The organism is Paracoccus sphaerophysae (assembly GCF_000763805.1).
Taxonomy (GTDB): Bacteria; Pseudomonadota; Alphaproteobacteria; order Rhodobacterales; family Rhodobacteraceae; genus Paracoccus; species Paracoccus sphaerophysae.
The window spans coordinates 39,364-63,318 of sequence record NZ_JRKS01000009.1 but is presented as its reverse complement, the minus strand read 5'-3'; the positions used below and the strand labels follow the sequence as shown (position 1 = coordinate 63,318).

General features: G+C 66.9%; 22 protein-coding genes and 1 tRNA gene. 19 read left to right on the top strand and 4 right to left on the bottom strand.

The window, feature by feature from the left end:
- Positions 1-58 precede the first annotated feature (58 nt).
- The 3 genes from IC63_RS04850 to IC63_RS04840 all read right to left on the bottom strand — a co-directional run bounded on the left by IC63_RS04850 (position 59) and on the right by IC63_RS04840 (position 2,097).
- A complete protein-coding gene (locus IC63_RS04850; RefSeq protein ID WP_052041883.1) occupies positions 59-634 on the bottom strand; it encodes a cytochrome b/b6 domain-containing protein in 576 nt (191 codons plus the stop codon).
- Positions 634-1,095 carry a c-type cytochrome gene (locus IC63_RS04845; protein WP_036717413.1) on the bottom strand — a complete coding sequence of 154 codons (462 nt, stop codon included), beginning with the start codon at positions 1,093-1,095 and terminating at the stop codon, positions 634-636. Before IC63_RS04845 ends, IC63_RS04850 begins: the two co-directional genes overlap by 1 nt.
- Positions 1,096-1,194: 99 nt before the next feature.
- Positions 1,195-2,097, bottom strand: a complete 903-nt coding sequence (locus IC63_RS04840; RefSeq protein WP_332257729.1) for a tellurite resistance TerB family protein — start codon at positions 2,095-2,097, stop codon at positions 1,195-1,197.
- 295 nt (positions 2,098-2,392) lie between these two features.
- On the opposite strand from IC63_RS04840, the gene tuf reads away from it, so the two are divergent.
- From tuf to IC63_RS04820, 5 genes are all read left to right on the top strand, one after another.
- Positions 2,393-3,568 carry an elongation factor Tu gene (gene tuf, locus IC63_RS04835; RefSeq protein ID WP_036717373.1) on the top strand — a complete coding sequence of 392 codons (1,176 nt, stop codon included), beginning with the start codon at positions 2,393-2,395 and terminating at the stop codon, positions 3,566-3,568.
- 208 nt (positions 3,569-3,776) lie between these two features.
- Complete coding sequence (locus IC63_RS17330) at positions 3,777-4,715, top strand: HNH endonuclease (RefSeq protein WP_198026253.1); 939 nt, start codon at positions 3,777-3,779, stop codon at positions 4,713-4,715.
- Positions 4,708-5,136 (top strand): HIT family protein, encoded by a 429-nt coding sequence (locus tag IC63_RS04830; RefSeq protein ID WP_036717408.1) that lies wholly within the window; start codon positions 4,708-4,710, stop codon positions 5,134-5,136. The genes IC63_RS17330 and IC63_RS04830 overlap by 8 nt, the downstream gene beginning before the upstream one ends.
- Positions 5,137-5,217: 81 nt before the next feature.
- Entirely contained in the window at positions 5,218-5,607 is a 390-nt protein-coding gene (locus IC63_RS04825; protein ID WP_036717404.1) for a VOC family protein, read from the top strand.
- Positions 5,608-5,611: 4 nt separating this feature from the next.
- Positions 5,612-6,031, top strand: a complete 420-nt coding sequence (locus IC63_RS04820; protein WP_036717401.1) for a GFA family protein — start codon at positions 5,612-5,614, stop codon at positions 6,029-6,031.
- Between the two features lie 82 nt (positions 6,032-6,113).
- Here IC63_RS04820 and IC63_RS04815 read toward each other — a convergent pair whose 3' ends face one another.
- The gene (locus tag IC63_RS04815; protein ID WP_036717399.1) at positions 6,114-6,614 is read right to left on the bottom strand and encodes a DUF892 family protein; all 501 of its coding nucleotides are present in this window, start codon (positions 6,612-6,614) and stop codon (positions 6,114-6,116) included.
- Positions 6,615-6,817: 203 nt separating this feature from the next.
- On the opposite strand from IC63_RS04815, the gene IC63_RS04810 reads away from it, so the two are divergent.
- The 14 genes from IC63_RS04810 (at position 6,818) to rpoC (ending at position 23,952) form a co-directional block, all read left to right on the top strand.
- Positions 6,818-8,686, top strand: coding sequence for an ABC transporter ATP-binding protein (locus IC63_RS04810; RefSeq protein WP_036717397.1), 1,869 nt, complete (start codon positions 6,818-6,820; stop codon positions 8,684-8,686).
- 132 nt (positions 8,687-8,818) lie between these two features.
- A complete protein-coding gene (locus IC63_RS04805; protein ID WP_036717395.1) occupies positions 8,819-9,193 on the top strand; it encodes a hypothetical protein in 375 nt (124 codons plus the stop codon).
- Between the two features lie 148 nt (positions 9,194-9,341).
- Positions 9,342-9,417: transfer RNA gene (locus tag IC63_RS04800), tRNA-Trp, on the top strand.
- Between the two features lie 25 nt (positions 9,418-9,442).
- Positions 9,443-10,318, top strand: a complete 876-nt coding sequence (locus tag IC63_RS04795; protein ID WP_036717393.1) for a hypothetical protein — start codon at positions 9,443-9,445, stop codon at positions 10,316-10,318.
- A 55-nt stretch (positions 10,319-10,373) separates the two neighbouring features.
- Positions 10,374-10,802 (top strand): RrF2 family transcriptional regulator, encoded by a 429-nt coding sequence (locus IC63_RS04790; protein ID WP_036717390.1) that lies wholly within the window; start codon positions 10,374-10,376, stop codon positions 10,800-10,802.
- 111 nt (positions 10,803-10,913) lie between these two features.
- Complete coding sequence (locus IC63_RS04785) at positions 10,914-11,690, top strand: sulfite exporter TauE/SafE family protein (protein WP_232222510.1); 777 nt, start codon at positions 10,914-10,916, stop codon at positions 11,688-11,690.
- A gap of 80 nt (positions 11,691-11,770) precedes the next feature.
- Entirely contained in the window at positions 11,771-11,962 is a 192-nt protein-coding gene (gene secE, locus IC63_RS04780) for a preprotein translocase subunit SecE (protein ID WP_036717389.1), read from the top strand.
- 214 nt (positions 11,963-12,176) lie between these two features.
- A complete protein-coding gene (gene nusG / locus IC63_RS04775) occupies positions 12,177-12,716 on the top strand; it encodes a transcription termination/antitermination protein NusG (RefSeq protein ID WP_036717386.1) in 540 nt (179 codons plus the stop codon).
- Positions 12,717-12,790: 74 nt separating this feature from the next.
- A complete protein-coding gene (gene rplK, locus IC63_RS04770) occupies positions 12,791-13,243 on the top strand; it encodes a 50S ribosomal protein L11 (protein WP_036717384.1) in 453 nt (150 codons plus the stop codon).
- A gap of 5 nt (positions 13,244-13,248) precedes the next feature.
- On the top strand, positions 13,249-13,947 hold the full coding sequence (rplA, locus tag IC63_RS04765) for a 50S ribosomal protein L1 (protein WP_036717383.1): 699 nt from the start codon (positions 13,249-13,251) through the stop codon (positions 13,945-13,947).
- Between the two features lie 292 nt (positions 13,948-14,239).
- A complete protein-coding gene (gene rplJ / locus IC63_RS04760) occupies positions 14,240-14,755 on the top strand; it encodes a 50S ribosomal protein L10 (protein WP_036717382.1) in 516 nt (171 codons plus the stop codon).
- Between the two features lie 66 nt (positions 14,756-14,821).
- Positions 14,822-15,199: a 50S ribosomal protein L7/L12 gene (rplL, locus tag IC63_RS04755; protein ID WP_036717380.1), complete on the top strand. Its 378-nt coding sequence runs from the start codon at positions 14,822-14,824 to the stop codon at positions 15,197-15,199.
- 270 nt (positions 15,200-15,469) lie between these two features.
- Entirely contained in the window at positions 15,470-19,624 is a 4,155-nt protein-coding gene (gene rpoB / locus IC63_RS04750) for a DNA-directed RNA polymerase subunit beta (protein ID WP_036717378.1), read from the top strand.
- Between the two features lie 74 nt (positions 19,625-19,698).
- Entirely contained in the window at positions 19,699-23,952 is a 4,254-nt protein-coding gene (gene rpoC, locus IC63_RS04745) for a DNA-directed RNA polymerase subunit beta' (RefSeq protein WP_036717445.1), read from the top strand.
- Positions 23,953-23,955 lie beyond the last annotated feature (3 nt).

Below are 23,955 nucleotides of genomic sequence, written 5' to 3'. Positions count from 1 at the left end.
TCTGCCGCGGCCGGTTCAGTCTCAAGTTGTTCAGTCTCGGCCGGTCAGTCGCAGCCAGTCAGTCGCGGCGGACCATCTTCCAGCCGGTGATCATCGGGCGCACCAGATCTTCGCGCTTCCAGACGCGATAGAACAGGATCACCCCGACATGCAGTACGACCAGGATCAGGATCAGGGTCGCGCCGGTATGGTGCCAGCTGCGCATCGACTTGCGCGTCGCCGAACTGACCGTGTCGGCCAGCGGGCCGACATTGATATAGTCATCGGGGTCGATGAACAGCCCCGAGGTGGCCTGCGCCGCCAGCAGCGCCAGCAGCGCGATCACCGACAGGGCGCCCAGCGGGTTGTGGCCCGGCCAATAGCTGGGCTCGCGCGCGAACATCCGCCCGGCATAGCGCCGGATCGCCCCCGGACCGCGCAGGAAATGCGAAAACCGCGCCGGCTCGGGGCCGACGAACCCCCAGACCAGCCGGAACGCCAGCAGCCCGAGGATGAAATAGCCCAGCCAGAAGTGCAGCGTCATCTTGGCCGGGCCGAACTTGCCCAGCAGCCAGGTGGCGATGACGGCCGCGGCGAGCAGCCAGTGGAACCCCCTCAGCAGGGGGTCCCAGATTTTCGTGCGGACAGGCTCCATCACTCGGCGCGATAGGTGTCGTGGCAGCCCTTGCACGTGGCGCCCAGCGACTGGACGACCGGGCCAACCTTGTCCTGACCACCCTTCACCGCCTCGGGGATGCCGTCGGCGGCCTTCTGCAGATCCGCGAACTTGGCCGAGAAGCCGGCCTTGTCGCTGATCGCCTCGGGCTTGGCTTCGGTCTCGTCGCCCAGCTCCGCGGTCGAGGTGCCGTCGATGAAGTGCTGGGTCACGTCATAGCGCGACAGCGCGTTGATGTTGGTCGCGGCGGCGACGGCGGCAGCCTCGTCATAGGGGATGTCGCCCTTGGCCATGCCGGCCAGCTTGCCCATGTTGAAGCCGAGCATCTGGTAGAAGCCCTTGCGCGATTCCAGCGCGACTTCCTGCGGCGAATCGTCGGCGACCGCGGCGAAGGGCAGCGCGGCGGTGGCAATCGTGGCGGCGGCAATCAACAGGCGCATGGGTCTATCCTCAAGAGATTCGAAGGAAATGATGCGGCCAGTATGAACGACACGCGGGCGGGATCAATGCCCGCCCGCGCAACTGTTATTGGCTGAGGCTCAGGCGTACAGGTTCTGGACGCCGACGTGCTGATGGATCTGGTTCGCCATCTGCTTGTCGATCCCCATCGCCTGAGCGAGGCTGTTGAGGTATTCGGCCTCGGTCCGGTTGTCGAAGTCGATCGCCATCAGCGACATCATGTAGACCTGCGTTTCCAGCCCCTTAGGCACTTCGCGCGCCAGCGCCTGGGCGTCCACCGGTGCCGCCATCTGTTCGCGGATGAAGGCGCGGTCCTCGTCGTCCAGGTCGCCCAGTTGGCCCAGCAGGCGCTCTTTCTCGGCCTCGTCGATCTTGCCGTCGGCCTTGGCCGCTTGGATCATCGCCCGCAGCATCAGGCCCGCGACGGCGTTCTGTTCCGCGGTCGGCGCGACCTCGGGTTCGTCCTGGCGCGACAGGGCGTCGTTGAAGACCTCGCCGAAGCTTGCGTCATTGCTGCGCTGCGCGCCGCGCTGCGCCGGCCCGTTCAGCAGGCCGCCCAGCAGCCCGCCCAGCGATCCTGCTGCCGCGCCACCGGCAGCACCGCCTGCGAGGCCGCCCAGCAGACCACCCAGTCCGCCACCAGCCGAGCCCGTCCGCGCCGCGCCCCCGCCGGTCAGCTGGTCCAGGATGCCGCCCAGACCACCCGACGCGCCCGTCGAGTTCGGCCCGCCATAGGGACGCCCAGTGCCGACGCTGCGGGTCTGGCCCCCGCCAAGCACCTGGCCCAGGATGTCGCCCAGGCCGCCGCCGGCCACGCCACCACGGGCCTGGGCGCCGCCCATGCCGTTCATCAGGTCGCCCAGGATGCCGCCGCCCGTGGTCCGGGTCGAGGCGGTGCGCTGGCCCTGCTGCGCCGTGCGCATCATCGAACCGACGCCTTTGGCCAGCATGACGCCCGCAGCGACGCGGGCAAGGGATTTCATGAGAGACATTGCGTCCTCCGATAGGGTCTGGTCGGGCACACCCCCTGTGCGCCGATCTCGGACCCAGAAACGTTAACTGCCGTGGCCGGGTTCCGTGCGGGCGCAAAACATCTTGACGGGTCAGACGCTTGTGCGATGCCCGGCGCGATGCGGCGGGGCCCGCGCCCTGCATGGCCCGTCAGCGGACCGCCGGGTCATGTCCGCGCCTTGATTTTCCCGCGACTCGCTTATATCTCGCGGCGATGTTTACGCGAGGCGCGACCCGGACCGGCCGCCCGACGATCAGGAGGCCATGATGGCAAAGGCAAAATTCGAACGGACGAAACCGCACGTCAACATCGGGACGATCGGTCACGTTGACCACGGCAAGACGACGCTGACGGCTGCGATCACCAAGTATTTCGGTGAATTCAAGGCCTACGACCAGATCGACGGCGCGCCCGAGGAAAAGGCCCGCGGGATCACCATCTCGACGGCGCACGTGGAATACGAATCGGACAAGCGCCACTATGCGCATGTCGACTGCCCCGGCCACGCCGACTACGTGAAGAACATGATCACCGGCGCGGCGCAGATGGACGGCGCGATCCTCGTGGTGAACGCCGCCGACGGCCCGATGCCGCAGACCCGCGAACACATCCTGCTGGGCCGCCAGGTCGGCATCCCCTACATGGTCGTCTACCTGAACAAGGTCGACCAGGTGGATGACGAGGAGCTGCTGGAACTGGTCGAGATGGAAGTGCGCGAGCTTCTGTCGTCCTACGACTATCCCGGCGACGACATCCCGATCATCAAGGGCTCGGCCCTGGCTGCCATGGAGGGCCGCGATCCCGAGATCGGCGAGAACTCGATCCGCGCCCTGATCGCCGCGGTCGACGAGTACATCCCGACGCCCGAGCGGGCCATCGACCAGCCGTTCCTGATGCCGATCGAGGACGTGTTCTCGATCTCGGGCCGTGGCACGGTTGTGACGGGCCGGATCGAGCGTGGCGCGGTGAACGTGGGCGACGAGCTTGAGATCGTGGGCATCCGCGACACCAAGAAGACGACCTGCACGGGCGTCGAGATGTTCCGCAAGCTGCTGGACCGCGGCGAGGCGGGCGACAACATCGGCGCGCTGCTGCGCGGCGTGGACCGTGACGGTGTCGAGCGTGGCCAGGTGCTGTGCAAGCCCGGCTCGGTGAAGCCGCACACCAAGTTCGAGGCCGAGGCCTATATCCTGACCAAGGAAGAGGGCGGCCGCCACACGCCGTTCTTCGCGAACTACCGCCCGCAGTTCTACTTCCGGACCACGGACGTGACCGGGACCGTCAAGCTGCCGGAAGGCACCGAGATGGTGATGCCGGGCGACAACCTGAAGTTCGAGGTCGAGCTGATCGCGCCGATCGCGATGGAAGAGAAGCTGCGCTTCGCCATTCGCGAAGGCGGCCGCACCGTCGGCGCCGGCGTGGTGTCGAAGATCCTGGCTTGAGGTGAGCGGGCGGGGGGCGACCCTCGCCAGCGCATTAGGCTGAAGGCCCGTCCCGGAAGGGGCGGGCTTTTTTGTTTGGGGGCAGACAAATCTGAGCGGAGCAGGGTCTTTTTCCCCACGCCGTGCGCGGTTAGCATTCGGTCGCAGAGATCGAGGGGATGCAGCCATGCGGCGATGTATCAAGGAACCGACTCCTGCCGTGCTACGCGTGGCTGACCAGCTGGCGGCGGCAGTCGATGCCCACCTCGCAGGCGATACCGCGACGGCCGCGGCCCAATTCAGGTTGGCTGACGGGCTGGCGGTCTTCTTCTGGCTCAATCCATGTTGGTACGACGTCGAGGCCAACGTTGTCTGTCGCAATCCCGAGGGGGATACCAAGGTGCTGCCGCGGGCCGACCGCGATCCACAACGCAGCGTTCCGCGGTCGGTCCAGCACGAAGTGCTGATCCGTGACGGTTACCGGTGTCGATACTGCGGCCTGAGGGTTGTTTCAGCGGATATCCGAAAGATTGCCCATCGGATTTATCCCGACGCAGTTCCTTGGAACGCCCGCAACCTTCGCAGGCAGCATGCTGGGTTTGCAGCTGCATGGCTGCAATACGATCATGTCGTCCCGCACAGCCACGGGGGCCGCTCCGATGCCGATAACGTTGTCGTGGCCTGCGCCCTGTGCAACTTCGCCAAGGACAGGTTCACCTTAAAGCAACTCGATCTGGAGGATCCACGCCGCTTCGAGCCGGCCGCAACCGACTGGGACGGCCTCGAGCGGCTGAGGGCGAGACCTGCCGCCGAGTCGCGCACTGAGCCAGTCCGAACGGATGGAAACGGCCTTGACCGGCTGCAGGCGACGCCCGACAGCGAGCCTGTTGCGTGCCGACAGTCACTTCAATCCCACGGGGGCGCCTATTTCGTGGAGGGTGCATCCCTTTCCAAGGGTTATCTCTATACCCCTGCCATCAATGGAAAGTCGCGCTGGTTTCGTCTGTCGGATGAGGTCGAGGCTTGGCCGACCCGGCAGGGTGCAGCGACGGGATATGCGCTTCGTTGCAATCCCGTGCTGTTGCATCGTCGCGGGATCAAGCTTCCCCTTCTGCTGTCTGAGGGTCCCGCTGCTGGCTCGCGCCTAGAGAGCGAGCCGAATGTCTGACACCTGCCTGTTCTGCCGCATCGCCGCGGGCGCGTTGCCCGCCCACATCGTCCATCAGGACGACGAGGTGGTGGCCTTCCTCGACCTCCACCCGATCCGCCCCGGACACACGCTGGTCATTCCCCGCGCCCATCACGTCTGGTTCGAGGACCTGCCCGCCCCGCTCGCCGCCCGCGTCATGGCGGTCAGCCAGATGATCGCGCGGCGGCAAAAGCGGCTCTACGGGGTCGAGCGGGTGGCGATGTTCTTCACCGGCATCCACGTGCCGCACGCCCACGCGCATGTCGTGCCGATGCAGGACGTGCATGACGTGACCTCGATGGCCTATCTCGCCGACGGGGCCGGAAGGTATTCCGTGCCTCCGCGGCTGGCTGAGGACGAGATGGCCGACATCGCCCGCCGGCTTTCGGCCGACGCCTGACGGGCTGCAACGCGACATGCTGACATGAACTGTCAGCAGAGGGTGCTAGTCTCGCCCCGGGAGCAACCGAAAGGACAGCACATGATCGACCATCTTGGCGTGACGGTCCGCGACCTCGCGCGGGCGCGGGCTTTCTACGAGGCGGCGCTGACTCCGCTGGGAATCGCGGTGCAGATGGAGGTGACCGAGGAGATGACCGGCGGTCACGGCGCGCATCTGGGCTTTGGGACGCCGGGCAAGCCGTTCTTCTGGATCGGCACCGGCAAGGCCGCGCAGGGTGGGGTTCATGTGGCCTTTGCCGCGCCGGACCGGGCGACCGTGGACTCCTTCCACGCCGCCGCGCTGGCGGCCGGCGGGCGCGACAACGGCGCGCCGGGGCTGCGGCCGGAATACCACCCGGATTATTACGGCGCCTTCGTGTTCGACCCGGACGGCAACAACATCGAAGCCGTCTGCCACACCCCGGAGTAAGCGGATGAAAACCTATCAGGGAAGCTGTTTCTGCGGCGCCGTGGCCTTCGAGGCCGACGGCGACCTGGCCGACGGCACGATGCGCTGCAACTGCAGCTTCTGCCGCAAGATGCGCTATTGGGACCTGCGCCTGCCCGATCCCTCGGGCTTCCGTGTCCTGCGCGGCGAGGACATGCTGGCCGAAACCCCGCCCAGCCGGCCATCGCAAGGCGGGTCGGACCACATGCACCACTATTTCTGCAAGTCCTGCGGCACCCGGCTGTGGACCCACGGGGACATCGCCGAGATGGGCGGCGAATTCCGCGCCGTGTTCGTCCCGGCGCTGAACGCCACCGAGGCGGAGCTGATCGCCGCCCCCGTCGCCTGGCTGGACGGGGCGCATGACAACTGGTGGAACCCCGCCCCCGAGACGCGGCACCTGTAGCCCTGCACCGTTCCGCCATGTGGAACGGCCGGCCGCGCGCAATCGCGTGGCCGGCCGTCCGCGTTCCGCGAGGTGGAACGGCTTACATCGCTGCCTTGTTGACCCCGCCCTTGACGGCGATGCGGGTCATGTCCTCGTCGCCCTCGTAGGTCGAGGCGGTGGCCTCATCCAGCACCTTGGCGTCGTCTGCCAGGTCCAGCCGCTTGGCCCACGCCTTCAGCGTGCCGTAGCCGGTAATCGCGTAATGCGCGAGCCGCTGATACTGGGCGATGATCGCCGCGTCCTGGGTGTCCTCGTCGGCGAACTCGGCCTCGAGCGCGTGCTTCCTGGCCTCGGTCACCAGGCCCTCCATGCCCTTGCAATGTTCGCCCGACGGGTCCTCGCCATGCGCGCGGGCGAGCTTTTCCATTGCCGCCATGCCGTCGCGGGTGCCCTGCACGCTGGCCTCGAGCGCCTTCTTCAGCTCGGCGTTCTTGGCGGCCTTGGCCATCGCCTCGGTCGCGGGGATCGCCTGCTTGCAGGCGGAATGCATGTCCTTGACCCCGTCCAGATACAGGTCCTTGAGGTTCTTGATCGCAGCCATCGTCGGGACTCCTTGTTCATCACCGGATGCCGGCCAACGTCCGGCCGGGCCAGCCGTTCCATGAACTCCTGATGACGGCGCCCCCCCCCCTGGCCGCGCAGGCTTGACAGGGCCGCGCCATCGGGCGACGCCTTGCTGCCCCGGCTTGTCCCGCGCCGGACCCGCCACCACATCCCACCGGCCGCACAACCTAAAGGCTGCCCATGTTTCGCTGGTTCGAGCAACGGCTCGACCCCTATCCGACCGATCCGCCGCAGATGCCGCCGCGCGGGCTGGTCCGGTTCGTCCTGCATTATTCGCGGGGCGCGATGCCGTGGCTGGTGCTGCTGGCGATCGGCTCGGGGCTGATCGCGGCGCTTGAGGTGATGCTGTTCGGCTATCTGGGCGCGCTGGTGGACCGGCTGACCGAGACCGGCCCGGCCGGGTTCTGGGCGGCCGAGGGCGGGCGGCTGATCCGGATGGGCGTCGTGCTGCTGCTGGTCCTGCCGGTGCTGAACATCCTGACCACGCTGGTCATGCACCAGACCCTGCTGGGCAATTTCCCGCAGCGCATCCGCTGGCAGGCGCATCGCTATCTGCTGCGTCAGTCGATGGGCTATTTCCAGGACGAGTTCGCGGGCCGGATCGCCACCAAGCTGATGCAGACGGCGCTGGCCGTGCGCGAGGTGGCGATGAAGGTCATGGACGTCGCCGTCTATGTGCTGGTCTATTTCGCCGGCGCCCTGACGCTGGCTGCGCAGCAGGACTGGCGGCTGGCGCTGCCCTTCGTGCTGTGGGGGCTGGGCTACGCGGTGCTGCTGGCGCTGATCGTGCCGCGGCTGGGCCGCGCGTCCGAGGCGCAGGCCAATGCCCGGGCCGGCATGACCGGGCGGATCGTGGACGCCTATACCAACATCGCGACGGTCAAGCTGTTCAGCCACTCGGCGCGGGAGGAGGCGACGGCGCGCGACTCGATGCACGACTTCCTCGGCACGGTGCATCGCCAGATGCGGCTGGCGGCGGTGCAGGACATCTCGCTGAACCTGCTGAACGCGGCCCTGGTCGCGTCGACCACGGCGCTGGGGCTGTGGCTGTGGACCCAGGGCGCGGTGGCGATCGGCGCGGTCGCGGTGGCGATCCCGCTGGCGATGCGGCTGAACAACATGAGCCACTGGATCATGTGGGAATTCGCCGCGCTGTTCGAGAATATCGGCACCGTCCGCGACGGCATCGGCAGCCTGGCGCTGCCGCGCATGGTGACGGACGCGCCGGGGGCCAGGCCGCTGGCCGTCAGCGCCGGCGCGGTGCGGTTCGAGGACGTGACCTTCCGCTATGACGCCGACCCGGCCGAGCGCCCGCTGGCGGTGCTGGACCGGCTGACGCTGGACATCGCGCCGGGCGAGCGGATCGGGCTGGTCGGCCGGTCGGGGGCGGGGAAATCGACCCTCATAAACCTGCTGCTGCGGTTCCACGACGTCGAATCGGGGCGCATCCTGATCGACGGGCAGGACGTGGCGCAGGTCACCCAGGACAGCCTGCGGGCGGCGATCGGGGTGGTGACGCAGGATTCCTCGCTGCTGCACCGCTCGGTGCGCGAGAACATCGCCTATGGCCGCCCCGAGGCGACCGAAGCCGAGATCGCCGCCGCGGCCGATTCGGCCGAGGCCGCCGAGTTCATCCCGCGGCTGGCCGACAGCGCCGGGCGGCGCGGGCTGGACGCCCATGTCGGCGAACGCGGCGTCAAGCTGTCGGGTGGCCAGCGCCAGCGCATCGCCATCGCCCGGGTGGCGCTGAAGAACGCGCCGATCCTGGTGCTGGACGAGGCGACCAGCGCGCTGGACAGCGAGGTCGAGGCGGCGATCCAGACCCAGCTGGACCGGCTGATGCAGGGCAAGACGGTGATCGCCATCGCCCACCGCCTGTCCACCATCGCCGCGATGGACCGGCTGGTGGTGATGGATGCCGGCCGGATCGTGGAACAGGGCACCCATGCCGAGCTGCTGGCCGCCGGAGGCCTGTACGCGCGGCTGTGGAGCCGCCAGTCGGGCGGCTTCCTGCCCGTCGATCACGACGCGGCGGACGCGGCGGAGTGACAGCGGCGGGGGCCTTGCCACCAGATCCCCTCAAATTCGAGGTTTAACGGTCGCGCTCGGGCGAGCGCCGTTAACGGGATGTTCGGTCTCGCCGTCTAGACCCCTGGGCGGGTAATGGATGGGAGATTCCACATGAAAATCAGTCTGATCAAGATCGCCGTGATCGCTGCGCTGCCGGTGGCGACGGCGGGTTGCGCGAACAAGTCCGACCAGATCGCGGCCAGCTTCGTGTCGCCGACGATGTATTCGGGGCTGTCCTGCCGGCAGCTTGCGACCGAGGCGCAGAGTGTCGCCAATCGCGCGGCGCAGGCAGCGGCGGCGCAGGACAAGAAGGCTGACAACGACGCCTTGGCGGCAGGCGTGGCGACGGTGCTGTTCTGGCCGGCGCTGTTCATGATCAAGGGCGACGGCGCACAGGCGGGCGAGGTCGCGCGTCTTAAGGGCGAGATGCAGGCGATCGAAAACGCGAACATGCAGAAAAACTGCAATATCCGGTTCCGGCGATAGGCTGGCTGGCGGCGGCGGGTGCAGCGACAGGTCGCTGCGCCGGCTCGCCGACGGCCTGGGCCGGGGCCGGGGGCGTATCTTTCGGCCAGCGGGCGGTGCCATGGCTCTTGCGTTGACCCCAGCGGTGCCGTAATCGGGCGGTCGGCTTAGGGGTTTAGCTCAGTTGGTAGAGCATCGGTCTCCAAAACCGAGGGTCGTGGGTTCGAGTCCCCCAACCCCTGCCAGCCGCAGACAGGATCGGACAGCCGCATGGCCCTGACCATCCATGTCGGCGCCCACAAGACCGCAAGCACTCATACCCAGCAGACGTTGCGCGGGCTGTGGCCCCGAATGACGGCGGCCGGGATCATGTATCTGGACATGCGGGCCCTGCGCCGGCCCGGTCACCGGCTGGACAGCTTGCTGGAAAACGGCCCCGCGGCGGCGCGGCGGCGGTCGCCCTGGCGGCGGCGGATGGACCAGGCCAGCGAGATCTGGCCGCACATCCTGCTGTCTGAGGAAAACACACTCGGCTCGATCCGGCGCGAGGGGCTGATGGGTCCCGAGGGCGTCTATCCCAACGCGGTGCGGCGCATGGACCGGCTGTGCGCGATCATGCGCCGCCGCCCGGCGGTGCTGTTCATGGGCGTGCGCGAGCCTTTGAGCTTCCTGACCTCGGCCTTCTCGATGGAGGTGCAGGGCGGGCACGAGCTGGATTTCGGCGAATACACCGACGGCTTCGACCCCGCCGCCCTGTCGTGGAGCGGGCTGGCCGAGCGGCTGCTGTCGGTGCGCGGCGTGGCGCAGGTGGTGGTCTGGCGGCACGAGGATCATGCCGCGGTGCGCGGTGCCGTCCTGCGCGCGATGCTGCCCGAGGCGGTGGCGCGGTATGCGGACAATCCGCCGCCGGCGGTGGTGGGGCTGTCGCAGGCGGCCTATGACGAGATCCTGCGCCGCCTTGCGGCCGACGCGAACGGCGATCCGGTGACCATCGCGCGTGAAGCCAAGACGCGTTTCCCCCGCGGCGGCGATGCGCGGCCGCTGTCGGTGGCCGATGCGGCGACACGGGACCGCTGCCTCGAGAGCTATCGTCAGGACATCGACCGGCTGTCGCGGATCGACGGGGTGACCCTGCTGCGGCCCTGAGGCGCCGTGGGCCGCGACGCTTGCACGGGGGGCGCGCGCGGCTTACAGCCGGACCATGCTGTCCCAGAAGTCCCGCCACGCGCTGCACGCGATGCTGTATCTCGCCCGCCAGGACGGCAGCGTGACCGCCGCCGAGATCGCCGAGGCGGAACGGATTCCGCGCAAGTTCCTGGAACAGATCCTCGCCCAGCTGAAGGCCCGCGACCTGGTGATCGGCAAGCGCGGCCCGACCGGGGGCTATGTGCTGGCCCGCGGCCCGGCCGAGATCAGCTTTGCCGAGGTGCTGCGCGCCATCGACGGACCGCTGGCGCTGGCGCCCTGTGCCAGCCAGACCGCCTTCCGCCCCTGTCCCGACTGCCGTTCGATCGAGACCTGCGAGATCCGCCCGGTGCTGATCGCCGTGCGCGACGCCACCGCCGCCCGGCTCGAGGGCACATCGCTGGCGCAGGCCGTGGCGCAGCAATCCCCGGACTTGCCGGCGTAATTCCCTCTTGCGAGACGGCGAGGCCGCCGCCTGTCGCCGGCACGCATAATTATCCTATTACATAGTAGGAAATCGTGTTTAAATCCGCCCCGAATCACATCGGGAGCACTCATGATGGGTGACAGCTTCTTCTTGTTCGCTGCGGTCGGGTTTCTGGCGCAGCTCGTCGACGGGGCGCTGGGCATGGCCTACGGGGTCGTGTCGTCGTCGGTCCTGCTGAGCTTCGGCGTGGCGCCGGCGGTGGCCTCGGCCAGCGTCCACGCGGCAGAGGTCTTTACGACCGGGGCCAGCGCGTCCAGCCACATCGCGCATCGCAACGTCAACTGGCGGCTGTTCTGGGCGCTGATGCCCGCGGGCGTCGCCGGCGGGGTGCTGGGAACCTATATCCTCACGACGGTGGACGCATCGTTCATGCGGCCGGTGATGGCCGTCTATCTGGGCATCATGGGGCTGTACATCCTGTTCCGCGCCTGGCGGCAGCCGGGGCGGTACCACGAACATTCGCGGGGCTTCGCGGGCGGGCTGGGCCTCGTCGGGGGCTTCATGGACGCGGCCGGCGGGGGCGGCTGGGGGCCAACCGTCTCGACCGGGCTGATCGGGTCGGGCGGCGCCCCGCGCGAGGTGATCGGGACCGTGAACGCGGCCGAGTTCTTCCTGACCTCGGCGGTGTCGGCGGCGTTCCTCGCCGCCATCCTCAGCGGCCATTGGGGTGCGATCGACGAGCTGTCCGCCCACGGCGCGGCGGTGCTGGGGCTCATCGTTGGCGGGCTGCTGGCGGCGCCGCTTGCCGGTTACCTCGTCAAGCTGATCCCGCACCAAGTACTGATGGTGATGGTCGGCATCCTGATCTGCGCGCTGGCGATCTATCAGACCGCGCGGCTGATCTGACCGGGGCCATTCCCCGGCCGGCCTTGCCTTCGGCGGACTGGCGGCTTATCTCGCGCCAGCAATTCCGCCAAGGAGCCGACATGGCCAACCCCGCCCAGTTCATCAGCCAGGTCCGTGCCGAGGCCGCCAAGATCGTCTGGCCGACCCGGCGCGAGGTGGTGACCACCACGATCATGGTGTTCATCATGGCGGCGCTGTTCAGCGTGTTCTTCTTCCTGGTCGATCTGCTGATCCGCGGCGGGCTGTCGGTGGTGCTGCAGGCGGTCGGCTGACCCGAACGGGACGGACGCGGGGGCCGACGCAGGCGGGGGCGACCCCGCTTGCAATCGCGGCGGGTTGCAATCAGGGCGGGGGGCGGATATGTCCGCCCGACTTGCCCGGCTGTCGGCGTGCATCGATTCGGTATGCGCGCCGTTTCAGTTTTCGGGCTGCGCGCCCGGCACATGCGGGTGCGAAACCAAGGAATAGCAGGGGACGATTCAGGCGATGGCAAAGCGTTGGTATTCGGTCAGCGTCCTGTCCAATTTCGAAAAGAAGGTGGCCGAGGCGATCCGCCAGGCCGCCGCCGAAAAGGGCATGGAGGACGAGATCGACGACGTGGTCGTCCCGACCGAGGAAGTGATCGAGATCCGCCGCGGCAAGAAGGTGACGTCGGAACGTCGCTTCATGCCCGGCTATGTGCTGGTGCACATGGACCTGTCGGACAAGACCCACCACCTGGTGAACTCGATCAACCGGGTCACCGGGTTCCTGGGCGCGCAGGGCAAGCCGATGCCGATGCGCGACGACGAGGTGAACCAGATGCTGTCCCGGTCGGGCCAGGGCGGGGTCGAGGTGGCGCCACGCAACCTGATCCGCTTCGAGGTCGGCGAGAAGGTGAACGTGACCGACGGCCCGTTCGAGGGCTTCTCGGGCATGGTCGAGGAAGTCGACGACGCCGCCAGCCGGATCAAGGTCACGGTGTCGATCTTTGGCCGGCCGACGCCGGTCGAACTGGAATTCACGCAGGTCGCCAAGTCCGCGTGATGTCGCGGCGGGAGGCGTGAGCCGCACCGCTATATCGGCCCCCGAGGGGGGCGTGATGAAAAGGAGAAGGCCAGATGGCCAAGAAAGTCGTCGGCAGCCTCAAGCTGCAGATCAAGGCGGGTCAGGCGAACCCGTCCCCGCCCGTCGGCCCCGCACTGGGCCAGCGCGGCATCAACATCATGGAATTCTGCAAGGCGTTCAACGCCCGCACGCAGGAGATGGAGCCGGGCGCCCCGACGCCGGTCGTCATCACCTACTACGCGGACAAGTCGTTCACCTTCGAGACCAAGACGCCGCCCGCGTCGTTCCTGCTCAAGAAGGCTGCCGGGCTGAAGCCGGTCGGCAAGCGCAACCGCGCCAAGGGCTCGGAAAAGCCCGGCCGGGCGACCGCCGGCACCGTGACCGTCAAGCAGGTCCGCGAGATCGCCGAGGCCAAGATGAAGGACCTGTCGGCCAACGACATCGAGGCGGCGATGCAGATCGTGCTCGGGTCGGCCCGGTCCATCGGCATCGAAGTGAAGGGCTGATTGTCATGGCAAAGATCGCAAAGAAGAAGGCCGCCGCCCGCGCCGCGTTCGAGGGCAAGTCGTATCTGCCGGTCGAGGAGGCCGTCGCGCTGGTCAAGGCCAACGCTACCGCCAAATTCGACGAGACGGTCGAGATCGCGATGAACCTGGGCGTCGACCCGCGGCACGCCGACCAGATGGTCCGCGGCGTGGTCCAGCTGCCCAACGGCACCGGCAAGGACGTCCGCGTCGCCGTCTTCGCCCGCGGCCCCAAGGCCGAGGAAGCCAAGGCCGCCGGCGCCGAAGTCGTCGGTGCGGAAGACCTGGTCGAATCGATCCAGGGCGGCAACCTGGACTTTGACCGGGTGATCGCCACCCCGGACATGATGCCGTTGGTCGGCCGGCTGGGGAAGATCCTCGGGCCGCGCAACCTGATGCCGAACCCCAAGGTCGGCACCGTGACAATGGACGTCAAGACCGCCGTCGAGGCCGCCAAGGGCGGTGAGGTCCAGTTCAAGGCCGAAAAGGCGGGCGTCGTGCACGCCGGCGTCGGCAAGGCCTCGTTCGACGACGCCAAGCTGGCCGAGAACATCCGCGCCTTCGTGGACGCGGTGAACAAGGCCAAGCCGACCGGCGCCAAGGGCACGTATCTGAAAAAGGTCTCGATCAGCTCGACCATGGGTCCGGGCGTGTCGCTGGACCTGACCTCGGCCAGCCAGGCCTGATATCCTTGGCGGTCCCGGCCCCATCGGGGGGACCCGGGACCGCCCCTTGCCATCCGGCCTGCCGCTTTGTATCAGGCCGGCTTCACCCCGGGTCCCGTGATTCGGGGTGTCTGTCCGAGACGGAGGGCGGGCGTTCGCGCCGCTAAGTCCTTCCCGAGATGGAAGTTCGAGTTTTTCCGTGAGGTTCCACCTTTCGGGCGATCTCGGGTCCATCATGCGGACCCGCCCGTGCCGTCGCCCAAGGCGGCATGGACAAGAGAGCCGGGGGGAAACCCCCAACGTGGAGTGAACCGTGGATAGAGCCCAAAAAGAACAGGTGGTCGAGGAACTCGGCCAGATCTTTGAAAGCTCTGGCGTCGTGGTGGTTGCCCGCTACGAAGGGATGACGGTTGCCGAAATGCAGGCCCTGCGCGCGCAGATGCGCGATGCAGGCGGTGCTGTCCGCGTTGCCAAGAACAGGCTCGCCAAGATCGCCCTTGACGGTAAACCGGCGGCTTCGATCGCCGATTACCTGACGGGCATGACCGTTCTCGCCTTCTCCGACGACCCCGTGGCTGCGGCCAAGGTTGCGGATGCGTATGCCAAGACCAACGACAAGTTCGTGATCCTTGGCGGCGCGATGGGCGAGAACGCTCTGGACCCGGCCGGTGTGAAGGCCGTGGCACAGATGCCGTCGCGCGAGGAGCTCATCGCTTCGATCGTGGCGTGCCTGGGTGCCCCGGCGTCGAACATCGCGGGCGCGATCGGCGCTCCTGCCAGCAACATCGCGGGCATCCTGTCGACGCTCGAAGAGCGCGAGGCTGCGTAAGGCAATCCCGTCCCGTCGTGGGGTGTCATGCCCAGACGTTGGAACATCAGTTGAAAGAACGGAAAAATGGCTGATCTGAAGAAACTCGCCGAAGAAATCGTCGGTCTGACCCTGCTGGAAGCGCAGGAGCTGAAGACGATCCTGAAAGACGAATACGGCATCGAGCCGGCCGCCGGTGGCGCCGTCATGATGGCCGGCCCGGTCGGTGGCGCTGCCGCCCCCGTCGAGGAAGAAAAGACCGAATTCGACGTCGTCCTGACCGACGCCGGCGCCAACAAGATCAACGTGATCAAGGAAGTGCGCGGCATCACCGGCCTGGGCCTGAAAGAGGCCAAGGACCTGGTCGAAGCCGGCGGCAAGGTGAAAGAGGGTGCCTCGAAAGCCGACGCCGAAGAAATGAAGAAGAAGCTCGAAGCGGCTGGCGCCAAGGTCGAGCTGAAGTAATCCGTTCGCGGATTGCGTAGGACTGCAGGGCAGGGTCCGGGGATTTCCCGGTCCCTGCCGACGCCGTGTTGAAGCAGGCCCGTCTTGAAGGACGCTCGATTCGTGCCCATATCTGGGCGTCGAGGTTCCCTTTGGGCGAGTTTGCGGTTCGGGAGCCGGGCGGTGGGACGCCGGGCACGAATGGAACCGCGCCCACATAAGGTCGCAAGCACGCCGCGGATCGGGCCCCGACGATCCCCCGCGTGCGATGACGAAAGGCATTTGAACCCCATGACGCAGGCTTACGTCGGTCAGAAGCGCATCCGGCGCTATTACGGCAATATTCGCGAAGTTCTGGAGATGCCGAACCTCATCGAGGTTCAGAAGGCGTCCTACGACCTGTTCCTCAATTCCGGGGAAGGCGCCGGCCACAACGACGGCGAGGGCATCCAGGGGGTGTTCCAGTCGGTTTTCCCGATCAAGGATTTCAACGAGACCGCGACGCTCGAATTCGTGAAATACGAGCTGGAAAAGCCGAAATACGACGTCGACGAGTGCCAGCAGCGCGACATGACCTATGCCGCGCCGCTGAAGGTGACGCTGCGCCTGATCGTGTTCGATGTCGACGAGAACTCGGGCACCCGGGCGGTCAAGGACATCAAGGAACAGGACGTCTACATGGGCGACATGCCCCTGATGACGCAGAACGGCACGTTCATCGTGAACGGGACCGAGCGGGTAGTGGTCAGCCAGATGCACCGCAGCCCCGGCGTGTTCTTCGACCACGACCGCGGCAAGACGCACAGCTCGGGCAAGCTGCTGTTTGCCTGCCGGATCATCCCCTATCGCGGCTCGTGGCTGGACTTCGAATTCGACGCCAAGGACCTAGTGTTCGCGCGCATCGACCGCCGCCGCAAGCTGCCGGTGACGACGCTGCTGTATGCGCTGGGCATGGACCAGGACGCCATCATGTCGGCGTTCTATGAAACCGTCACCTACAAGCTGAAGACCGGCAAGAAGGGCGTGCAGGAAGGCTGGGTCACCCGTTTCTTCCCGGAACGCGTGCGCGGCACCCGCCCCAGCTATGACCTGGTCGACGCCGATTCCGGCGAGGTCATCACCAAGGCCGGCGACAAGGTCACCCCGCGCCTGGTCAAGAAGCTGATCGATTCGGGCGAGGTCACCAAGCTGCTGGTCCCGTTCGAACGGATCGTCGGCCGCTACATCGCCCGCGACATCATCAACGAAGAGACCGGCCTGATCTATGCCGAGGCCGGCGACGAGATCACCGCGGAATACAGCAAGGACGGCACCGAGCTGACCGGCGGCTTGCTGAAGGTCCTGCTGGACAACGACATCACCGACGTGCCGGTGCTGGACATCGACCATGTCAACGTCGGTCCCTACATCCGCAACACGATGGCGGCCGACAAGAACATGGGCCGCGAAGGCGCGCTGATGGACATCTACCGGGTGATGCGCCCGGGCGAGCCGCCTACTGTCGAGGCCGCCTCGACGCTGTTCAACTCGCTGTTCTTCGACAGCGAGCGCTATGACCTGTCCGCCGTCGGCCGGGTCAAGATGAACATGCGGCTGGACCTGGACGCCCCGGACACCCAGCGCACCCTGCGTCACGAAGACATCATCGCCTGCGTCCGCGGGCTGGTGGAACTGCGCGACGGCAAGGGCGAGATCGACGACATCGACCACCTCGGCAACCGCCGGGTGCGCTCGGTCGGCGAGCTGATGGAGAACCAGTACCGCATCGGCCTGCTGCGCATGGAGCGGGCGATCCGCGAGCGGATGAGCGGGGTCGAGATCGACACCGTGATGCCGCAGGACCTGATCAACGCCAAGCCGGCCGCGGCCGCGGTGCGCGAGTTCTTCGGCTCGTCGCAGCTGTCGCAGTTCATGGACCAGACCAATCCGCTGTCCGAGGTGACCCACAAGCGCCGCCTGTCCGCGCTCGGGCCGGGCGGTCTGACCCGCGAACGCGCGGGCTTCGAGGTGCGCGACGTGCACCCGACCCATTATGGCCGGATGTGCCCGATCGAGACGCCGGAAGGCCAGAACATCGGTCTGATCAACTCGCTGGCGACCTTCGCCCGCGTGAACAAGTACGGCTTCATCGAGACCCCGTATCGCAAGGTCGAGAACGGCAAGGTCACCGATGACGTGGTCTACATGTCCGCGACCGAGGAGATGCGTCACACCGTGGCGCAGGCCAACGCCGAGCTGGACGAGGAAGGCCGCTTCACGCAGGAGCTGATCTCGACCCGCCAGGCCGGGGACTTCACGCTGAACCCGGTTGATTCCATCGACCTGATCGACGTGTCGCCCAAGCAGCTGGTCTCGGTCGCCGCGGCACTGATCCCGTTCCTGGAGAACGACGACGCCAACCGCGCCCTGATGGGGTCGAACATGCAGCGTCAGGCCGTGCCGCTGCTGCGCGCCGAGGCGCCCTTCGTCGGCACCGGCATGGAAGCGACCGTCGCCCGCGACTCGGGTGCCGCCATCATGGCGCGCCGGGGCGGGGTGATCGACCAGGTCGACGCCAGCCGGATCGTGGTCCGGGCGACCGAGGACCTGGGCGCGGGTGACGCGGGCGTGGACATCTATCGCCTGCGCAAGTTCAAGCGCTCGAACCAGTCCTCGACCATCAACCAGCGGCCGCTGATCAAGGTGGGCGACAAGGTGGCCAAGGGCCAGGTGATCGCCGACGGTCCGTCGACCGACCAGGGCGAACTGGCCATTGGCCGCAACGTGGTCGTCGCGTTCATGCCGTGGAACGGCTACAACTACGAGGACTCGATCCTCATCAGCGAGCGGATCCACCGCGACGACGTGTTCACGTCGATCCACATCGACGAATACGAGGTGGCGGCGCGCGACACCAAGCTGGGGCCGGAAGAGATCACCCGCGACATCCCGAACGTGGGTGAAGAAGCCCTGCGGAATCTGGATGAAGCCGGTATCGTCTATATCGGCGCCGAGGTCGGCCCGGGCGACATCCTGGTGGGCAAGATCACCCCCAAGGGCGAAAGCCCGATGACGCCCGAGGAAAAGCTGCTGCGCGCCATCTTCGGCGAAAAGGCGTCGGACGTGCGCGACACCTCGCTGCGGCTGCCGCCGGGGGCGTATGGCACCATCGTCGAGGTCCGGGTCTTCAACCGCCACGGCGTCGACAAGGACGAACGCGCCCTGCAGATCGAGCGCGAGGAGGTCGAGCGCCTGGCGCGCGACCGTGACGACGAGATGGCGATCCTGGAGCGCAACATCTATGCGCGCCTCAAGTCGCTGATCTCGGGTCAGACCGCGGTCAAGGGGCCCAAGGGCGTCAAGGCCAACAGCAAGATCGACGACGATCTGCTGGGCACGCTGAGCCGCGGCCAGTGGTTCCAGCTGGCGGTTGCCGACGAGGACACCGCCCGCGAGGTCGAGGCGCTGCAGGACCAGTTCAACGTCCAGAAGAAGGCGCTGGAAGCCCGCTTCGAGGACAAGGTCGAAAAGGTCCGCCAGGGCGACGACCTGCCCCCCGGCGTGATGAAGATGGTCAAGGTGTTCGTCGCCGTGAAGCGCAAGCTGCAGGCCGGCGACAAGATGGCGGGCCGCCACGGCAACAAGGGCGTCGTGTCCAAGGTCGTCCCGATGGAGGACATGCCCTTCCTCGCCGACGGCACCCCTGTCGATCTGGTGCTGAACCCGCTGGGCGTGCCGTCGCGGATGAACGTGGGCCAGATCCTGGAAACCCACATGGGCTGGGCCGCGCGCGGCCTGGGCATCAAGATCGACGAGGCGCTGGAGGAGTTCCGCCGCAAGGGCGACCTGACCACGGTCAGGGAGGCGCTGCGGATCGGCTATGGCGACGAGACCTACGAGGCCGAGTTCGGCGACATGCGCGACGAGGACGTGGTCGAACATGCCGAGGCCGTGCGCCACGGCGTGCCGATCGCGACCCCGGTGTTCGACGGCGCCAAGGAGGCCGACGTCAACGACGCGCTGACCCGCGCGGGCTTTGACACCTCGGGGCAGTCGATCGTCTTCGACGGCCGCACCGGCGAGCAGTTCGCCCGCCCGGTCACCGTCGGGGTCAAGTATGTCCTGAAGCTGCATCACCTCGTTGACGACAAGATGCACGCGCGCTCGACCGGGCCTTACAGCCTCGTCACCCAGCAGCCGCTGGGCGGCAAGGCGCAGTTCGGCGGTCAGCGCCTGGGCGAGATGGAGGTCTGGGCGCTGGAAGCCTATGGCGCCGCCTACACCCTGCAGGAGATGCTGACGGTCAAGTCGGACGACGTCGCCGGCCGGACAAAGGTCTACGAGTCGATCGTCAAGGGCGAGGACAACTTCGAGGCCGGCGTGCCGGAATCGTTCAACGTGCTGGTCAAGGAGGTCCGGGGTCTGGGCCTCAACATGGAACTGCTGGACGCGGAGGAGGGCGAGTAACGGCCGCCGCCGTGGGGTGCGCGCCCGTCCCGCACCCGCCGCCCCCCTCAACGCTCCGCCATTAGGAAATGCAGATGAACCAGGAACTCTCCACGAACCCGTTCGCGCCCGTCGCCGCGCCGCGTCAGTTCGACGAAATCAAGATCTCGCTGGCCAGCCCCGAGGAAATCCTCGCCTGGTCGTTCGGCGAGGTGAAGAAGCCCGAGACGATCAACTACCGCACCTTCAAGCCCGAGCGCGACGGCCTGTTCTGCGCCCGCATCTTCGGGCCGATCAAGGACTACGAGTGCCTGTGCGGCAAGTACAAGCGGATGAAATATCGCGGCCTCGTCTGCGAGAAATGCGGCGTTGAGGTGACGCTGCAGAAGGTCCGGCGCGAGCGCATGGGCCATATCGAGCTGGCCGCCCCGGTCGCGCACATCTGGTTCCTGAAATCGCTGCCCAGCCGCATCGGACTGATGCTGGACATGACGCTGCGCGATCTGGAACGCATCCTGTATTTTGAAAACTACGTCGTCATCGAGCCGGGTCTGACGGACCTGTCCTATGGTCAGCTGCTGACCGAGGAAGAGTTCATGGACGCGCAGGACCAGTACGGGGTGGACGCCTTCACCGCCAATATCGGCGCCGAAGCGATCCGCGAGATGCTGGCCGCCATCGACCTGCAAGCCACCGCCGACCAGCTGCGCGAAGAGCTGAAGGAGGCGACCGGCGAGCTGAAGCCGAAGAAGATCATCAAGCGGCTGAAGATCGTCGAATCGTTCCTCGAGTCGGGCAACCGGCCCGAGTGGATGGTGCTGACCGTGATCCCGGTCATCCCGCCGGAACTGCGCCCGCTGGTGCCGCTGGATGGCGGCCGGTTCGCGACCTCGGACCTCAACGACCTGTATCGCCGGGTCATCAACCGCAACAACCGCCTCAAGCGGCTGATCGAGCTGCGCGCGCCCGACATCATCGTACGCAACGAAAAGCGGATGCTGCAGGAATCGGTCGACGCGCTGTTCGACAACGGCCGCCGCGGCCGGGTCATCACCGGCAACAACAAGCGGCCGCTGAAATCGCTGTCGGACATGCTGAAGGGCAAGCAGGGCCGGTTCCGGCAGAACCTGCTGGGCAAGCGCGTGGACTTTTCGGGCCGCTCGGTCATCGTCACCGGGCCGGAGCTCAAGCTGCACCAGTGCGGGCTGCCGAAGAAGATGGCGCTCGAGCTGTTCAAGCCGTTCATCTATTCGCGGCTAGAGGCCAAGGGCTATTCGTCCACCGTCAAGCAGGCCAAGAAGCTGGTCGAGAAAGAGCGTCCCGAGGTCTGGGATATCCTCGACGAGGTGATCCGCGAGCACCCGGTGCTGCTGAACCGCGCGCCGACGCTGCACCGCTTGGGCATCCAGGCGTTCGAGCCGATCCTGATCGAAGGCAAGGCGATCCAGCTGCACCCGCTCGTCTGTTCGGCCTTCAACGCCGACTTCGACGGCGACCAGATGGCCGTGCACGTGCCGCTGAGCCTCGAGGCTCAGCTGGAAGCGCGCGTCCTGATGATGTCCACGAACAACGTGCTGTCGCCCGCCAACGGCGCGCCGATCATCGTGCCGTCGCAGGACATGGTGCTGGGGCTCTACTACACCACCATGCAGCGCGACGGCATGCAGGGCGAAGGCATGGTCTTCGGGTCGGTCGAAGAGGTCGAACACGCGCTGGCCGCCGGCGCGGTGCATCTGCACGCCAGGATCACCGCCCGCATCCCCCAGATCGACGAGGACGGCAACGAGGTCATCAAGCGGTTCGAGACGACGCCCGGCCGGGTCCGTCTGGGCGCGCTGCTGCCCAAGAACGCCAAGGCCCCGTTCGAGTTGGTCAACCGCCTGCTGCGCAAGAAGGACGTCCAGAATGTCATCGACACCGTCTACCGCTACTGCGGGCAGAAGGAATCGGTGATCTTCTGCGACCAGATCATGTCGATGGGCTTCCGCGAGGCGTTCCGCGCCGGCATCTCGTTCGGCAAGGACGACATGGTGGTCCCGGACAACAAATGGACCATCGTCGAGGAGGTCCAAGATCAGGTGAAGGAGTTCGAGCAGCAGTATCTCGACGGCCTGATCACCCAGGGCGAGAAATACAACAAGGTCGTGGACGCCTGGTCCAAGTGCAACGACCGCGTGACCGAATCGATGATGGCCACGATCTCGTCCAGCAAGAAGGACAAGAACGGGGCCGAGGCGGAACCGAACAGCGTCTACATGATGGCGCATTCGGGGGCGCGGGGCTCGGTCAGCCAGATGAAGCAGCTGGGCGGGATGCGCGGCCTGATGGCCAAGCCGTCGGGCGAGATCATCGAGACGCCGATCATCTCGAACTTCAAGGAAGGCCTGACCGTTCTTGAATACTTCAACTCGACCCACGGCGCCCGGAAGGGTCTGTCGGACACCGCCCTGAAGACGGCGAACTCGGGCTATCTGACGCGCCGTCTGGTCGACGTGGCCCAGGACTGCATCATCCGCGAACATGACTGCGGCACCGACCGGGCGATCACCGCGCAAGCGGCGATCAACGACGGCGAGGTCATCGCCCCGCTGTCCGAGCGCGTGCTGGGCCGTGTCGCGGCCGAGGACGTGGTCGTGCCGGGCACCGACGACGTGGTGGTGCGCCAGAACGAGCTGATTGACGAACGCAAGGCCGACGCCATCGAGGCGGCGGGCATCCTGTCGGTCCGCATCCGCTCGGCCCTGACCTGCGAGGCCGAGGACGGCGTCTGCGCGCTGTGCTATGGTCGCGACCTGGCCCGCGGCACGCTGGTCAACATCGGCGAGGCGGTGGGGATCATCGCCGCGCAGTCGATCGGCGAGCCGGGGACCCAGCTGACGATGCGGACCTTCCACATCGGCGGCATCGCCCAGGGCGGCCAGCAGTCGTTCATCGCCGCCAACCAGGACGGCACCGTCAAGTTCGAGAACGAGGCGGTCCTGGAAAACGCCGCGGGCGAGCTGATCGTCATGAGCCGCTCGATGCAACTGCATGTGATGAACGACCAGGGCACCGCGCTGGCCAGCCACAAGCTGTTCTACGGGTCCAAGCTGATGGTCCGTGACGGCGACAAGGTGACCCGTGGCCAGAAGCTGTTCGAATGGGACCCCTACACCCTGCCGATCATCGCCGAGCAGGGCGGCGCGGCGCGGTTCGTCGACCTTCTCTCGGGCCTGTCGGTCCGCGACGAGACCGACGAGGCGACCGGCATGACCCAGAAGATCGTCACCGACTGGCGGTCGGCGCCGAAAGGCAACGACCTCAAGCCCGAGATCATCATCATGGACGCCAACGGCGAGCCGGTCCGCAACGATGCCGGCAACCCGATCAGCTATCCCATGTCGGTGGACGCGATCCTGTCGATCGAGGACGGGCAGGAGGTCAAGGCCGGCGACGTCATCGCGCGGATCCCGCGCGAGGGGGCCCGCACCAAGGACATCACCGGGGGTCTGCCCCGCGTGGCGGAACTGTTCGAGGCGCGCCGTCCCAAGGACCACGCGATCATCGCCGAGATCGACGGCACGGTGAAGTTCGGCAAGGACTACAAGAACAAGCGCCGTATCATCGTGCAGCCCAGCGAGGAGGGGCTGGAGCCGGTTGAGTACATGGTGCCGAAAGGCAAGCACATCCCGGTGCAGGAAGGCGACTTCGTGCAGAAGGGTGACTACATCATGGACGGCAACCCCGCCCCGCACGACATCCTGCGGATCATGGGGATCGAGGCGCTGGCCGACTATCTGATCGACGAGGTGCAGGACGTCTATCGGCTGCAGGGCGTGAAGATCAACGACAAGCACATCGAGGTGATCGTCCGCCAGATGCTGCAGAAGATCGAGATCCTCGATTCGGGCGACACGACGCTGCTTAAGGGCGAGCACGTGGACCGCGACGAGTTCGACGAGGAGAACGCCAAGATCGAGGCCCGCGGCGGGCGTCCGGCGACCGGGGAACCGGTGCTGCTGGGCATCACCAAGGCTTCGCTGCAGACCCGCAGCTTCATCTCGGCCGCGTCGTTCCAGGAAACGACCCGCGTGCTGACCGAGGCCGCGGTGCAGGGCAAGCGCGACAAGCTGGTCGGGCTCAAGGAAAACGTCATCGTCGGCCGGCTGATCCCGGCCGGCACTGGCGGGGCCACCGCGCGGATCAAGCGCATCGCCGAGGACCGCGACAACGAGGTGATCGAGATGCGCCGCGCCGAGGCCGAGGCCGCGGCGGCGCTGGCCGCCCCGGAGCCCGAGGCCGAGACGATGGCTGCCCCGGTGAACGCGGACGTGGCCGAGGCGGACATCCTCACCTCGCCCGAGGAGTGATCC

Excerpts from the sequence above, each read along its gene's own strand:
- IC63_RS04805 (WP_036717395.1), top strand. The coding sequence starts at position 8,819 with ATGAAAATCAGTCTGATCAAGATCGCCGTGATCGCTGCGCTGCCGGTG.
- IC63_RS04845 (WP_036717413.1), bottom strand. The coding sequence starts at position 1,095 with ATGCGCCTGTTGATTGCCGCCGCCACGATTGCCACCGCCGCGCTGCCC.
- rpoB (WP_036717378.1), top strand. The coding sequence starts at position 15,470 with ATGACGCAGGCTTACGTCGGTCAGAAGCGCATCCGGCGCTATTACGGC.
- rplL (WP_036717380.1), top strand. The coding sequence starts at position 14,822 with ATGGCTGATCTGAAGAAACTCGCCGAAGAAATCGTCGGTCTGACCCTG.
- rplK (WP_036717384.1), top strand. The coding sequence starts at position 12,791 with ATGGCCAAGAAAGTCGTCGGCAGCCTCAAGCTGCAGATCAAGGCGGGT.
- IC63_RS04795 (WP_036717393.1), top strand. The coding sequence starts at position 9,443 with ATGGCCCTGACCATCCATGTCGGCGCCCACAAGACCGCAAGCACTCAT.
- nusG (WP_036717386.1), top strand. The coding sequence starts at position 12,177 with ATGGCAAAGCGTTGGTATTCGGTCAGCGTCCTGTCCAATTTCGAAAAG.
- IC63_RS04850 (WP_052041883.1), bottom strand. The coding sequence starts at position 634 with ATGGAGCCTGTCCGCACGAAAATCTGGGACCCCCTGCTGAGGGGGTTC.
- IC63_RS04825 (WP_036717404.1), top strand. The coding sequence starts at position 5,218 with ATGATCGACCATCTTGGCGTGACGGTCCGCGACCTCGCGCGGGCGCGG.
- IC63_RS04815 (WP_036717399.1), bottom strand. The coding sequence starts at position 6,614 with ATGGCTGCGATCAAGAACCTCAAGGACCTGTATCTGGACGGGGTCAAG.
- secE (WP_036717389.1), top strand. The coding sequence starts at position 11,771 with ATGGCCAACCCCGCCCAGTTCATCAGCCAGGTCCGTGCCGAGGCCGCC.
- IC63_RS04840 (WP_332257729.1), bottom strand. The coding sequence starts at position 2,097 with ATGAAATCCCTTGCCCGCGTCGCTGCGGGCGTCATGCTGGCCAAAGGC.
- rplA (WP_036717383.1), top strand. The coding sequence starts at position 13,249 with ATGGCAAAGATCGCAAAGAAGAAGGCCGCCGCCCGCGCCGCGTTCGAG.
- IC63_RS04820 (WP_036717401.1), top strand. The coding sequence starts at position 5,612 with ATGAAAACCTATCAGGGAAGCTGTTTCTGCGGCGCCGTGGCCTTCGAG.
- IC63_RS04830 (WP_036717408.1), top strand. The coding sequence starts at position 4,708 with ATGTCTGACACCTGCCTGTTCTGCCGCATCGCCGCGGGCGCGTTGCCC.
- tuf (WP_036717373.1), top strand. The coding sequence starts at position 2,393 with ATGGCAAAGGCAAAATTCGAACGGACGAAACCGCACGTCAACATCGGG.
- IC63_RS04785 (WP_232222510.1), top strand. The coding sequence starts at position 10,914 with ATGATGGGTGACAGCTTCTTCTTGTTCGCTGCGGTCGGGTTTCTGGCG.
- rpoC (WP_036717445.1), top strand. The coding sequence starts at position 19,699 with ATGAACCAGGAACTCTCCACGAACCCGTTCGCGCCCGTCGCCGCGCCG.
- IC63_RS04810 (WP_036717397.1), top strand. The coding sequence starts at position 6,818 with ATGTTTCGCTGGTTCGAGCAACGGCTCGACCCCTATCCGACCGATCCG.
- IC63_RS04790 (WP_036717390.1), top strand. The coding sequence starts at position 10,374 with ATGCTGTCCCAGAAGTCCCGCCACGCGCTGCACGCGATGCTGTATCTC.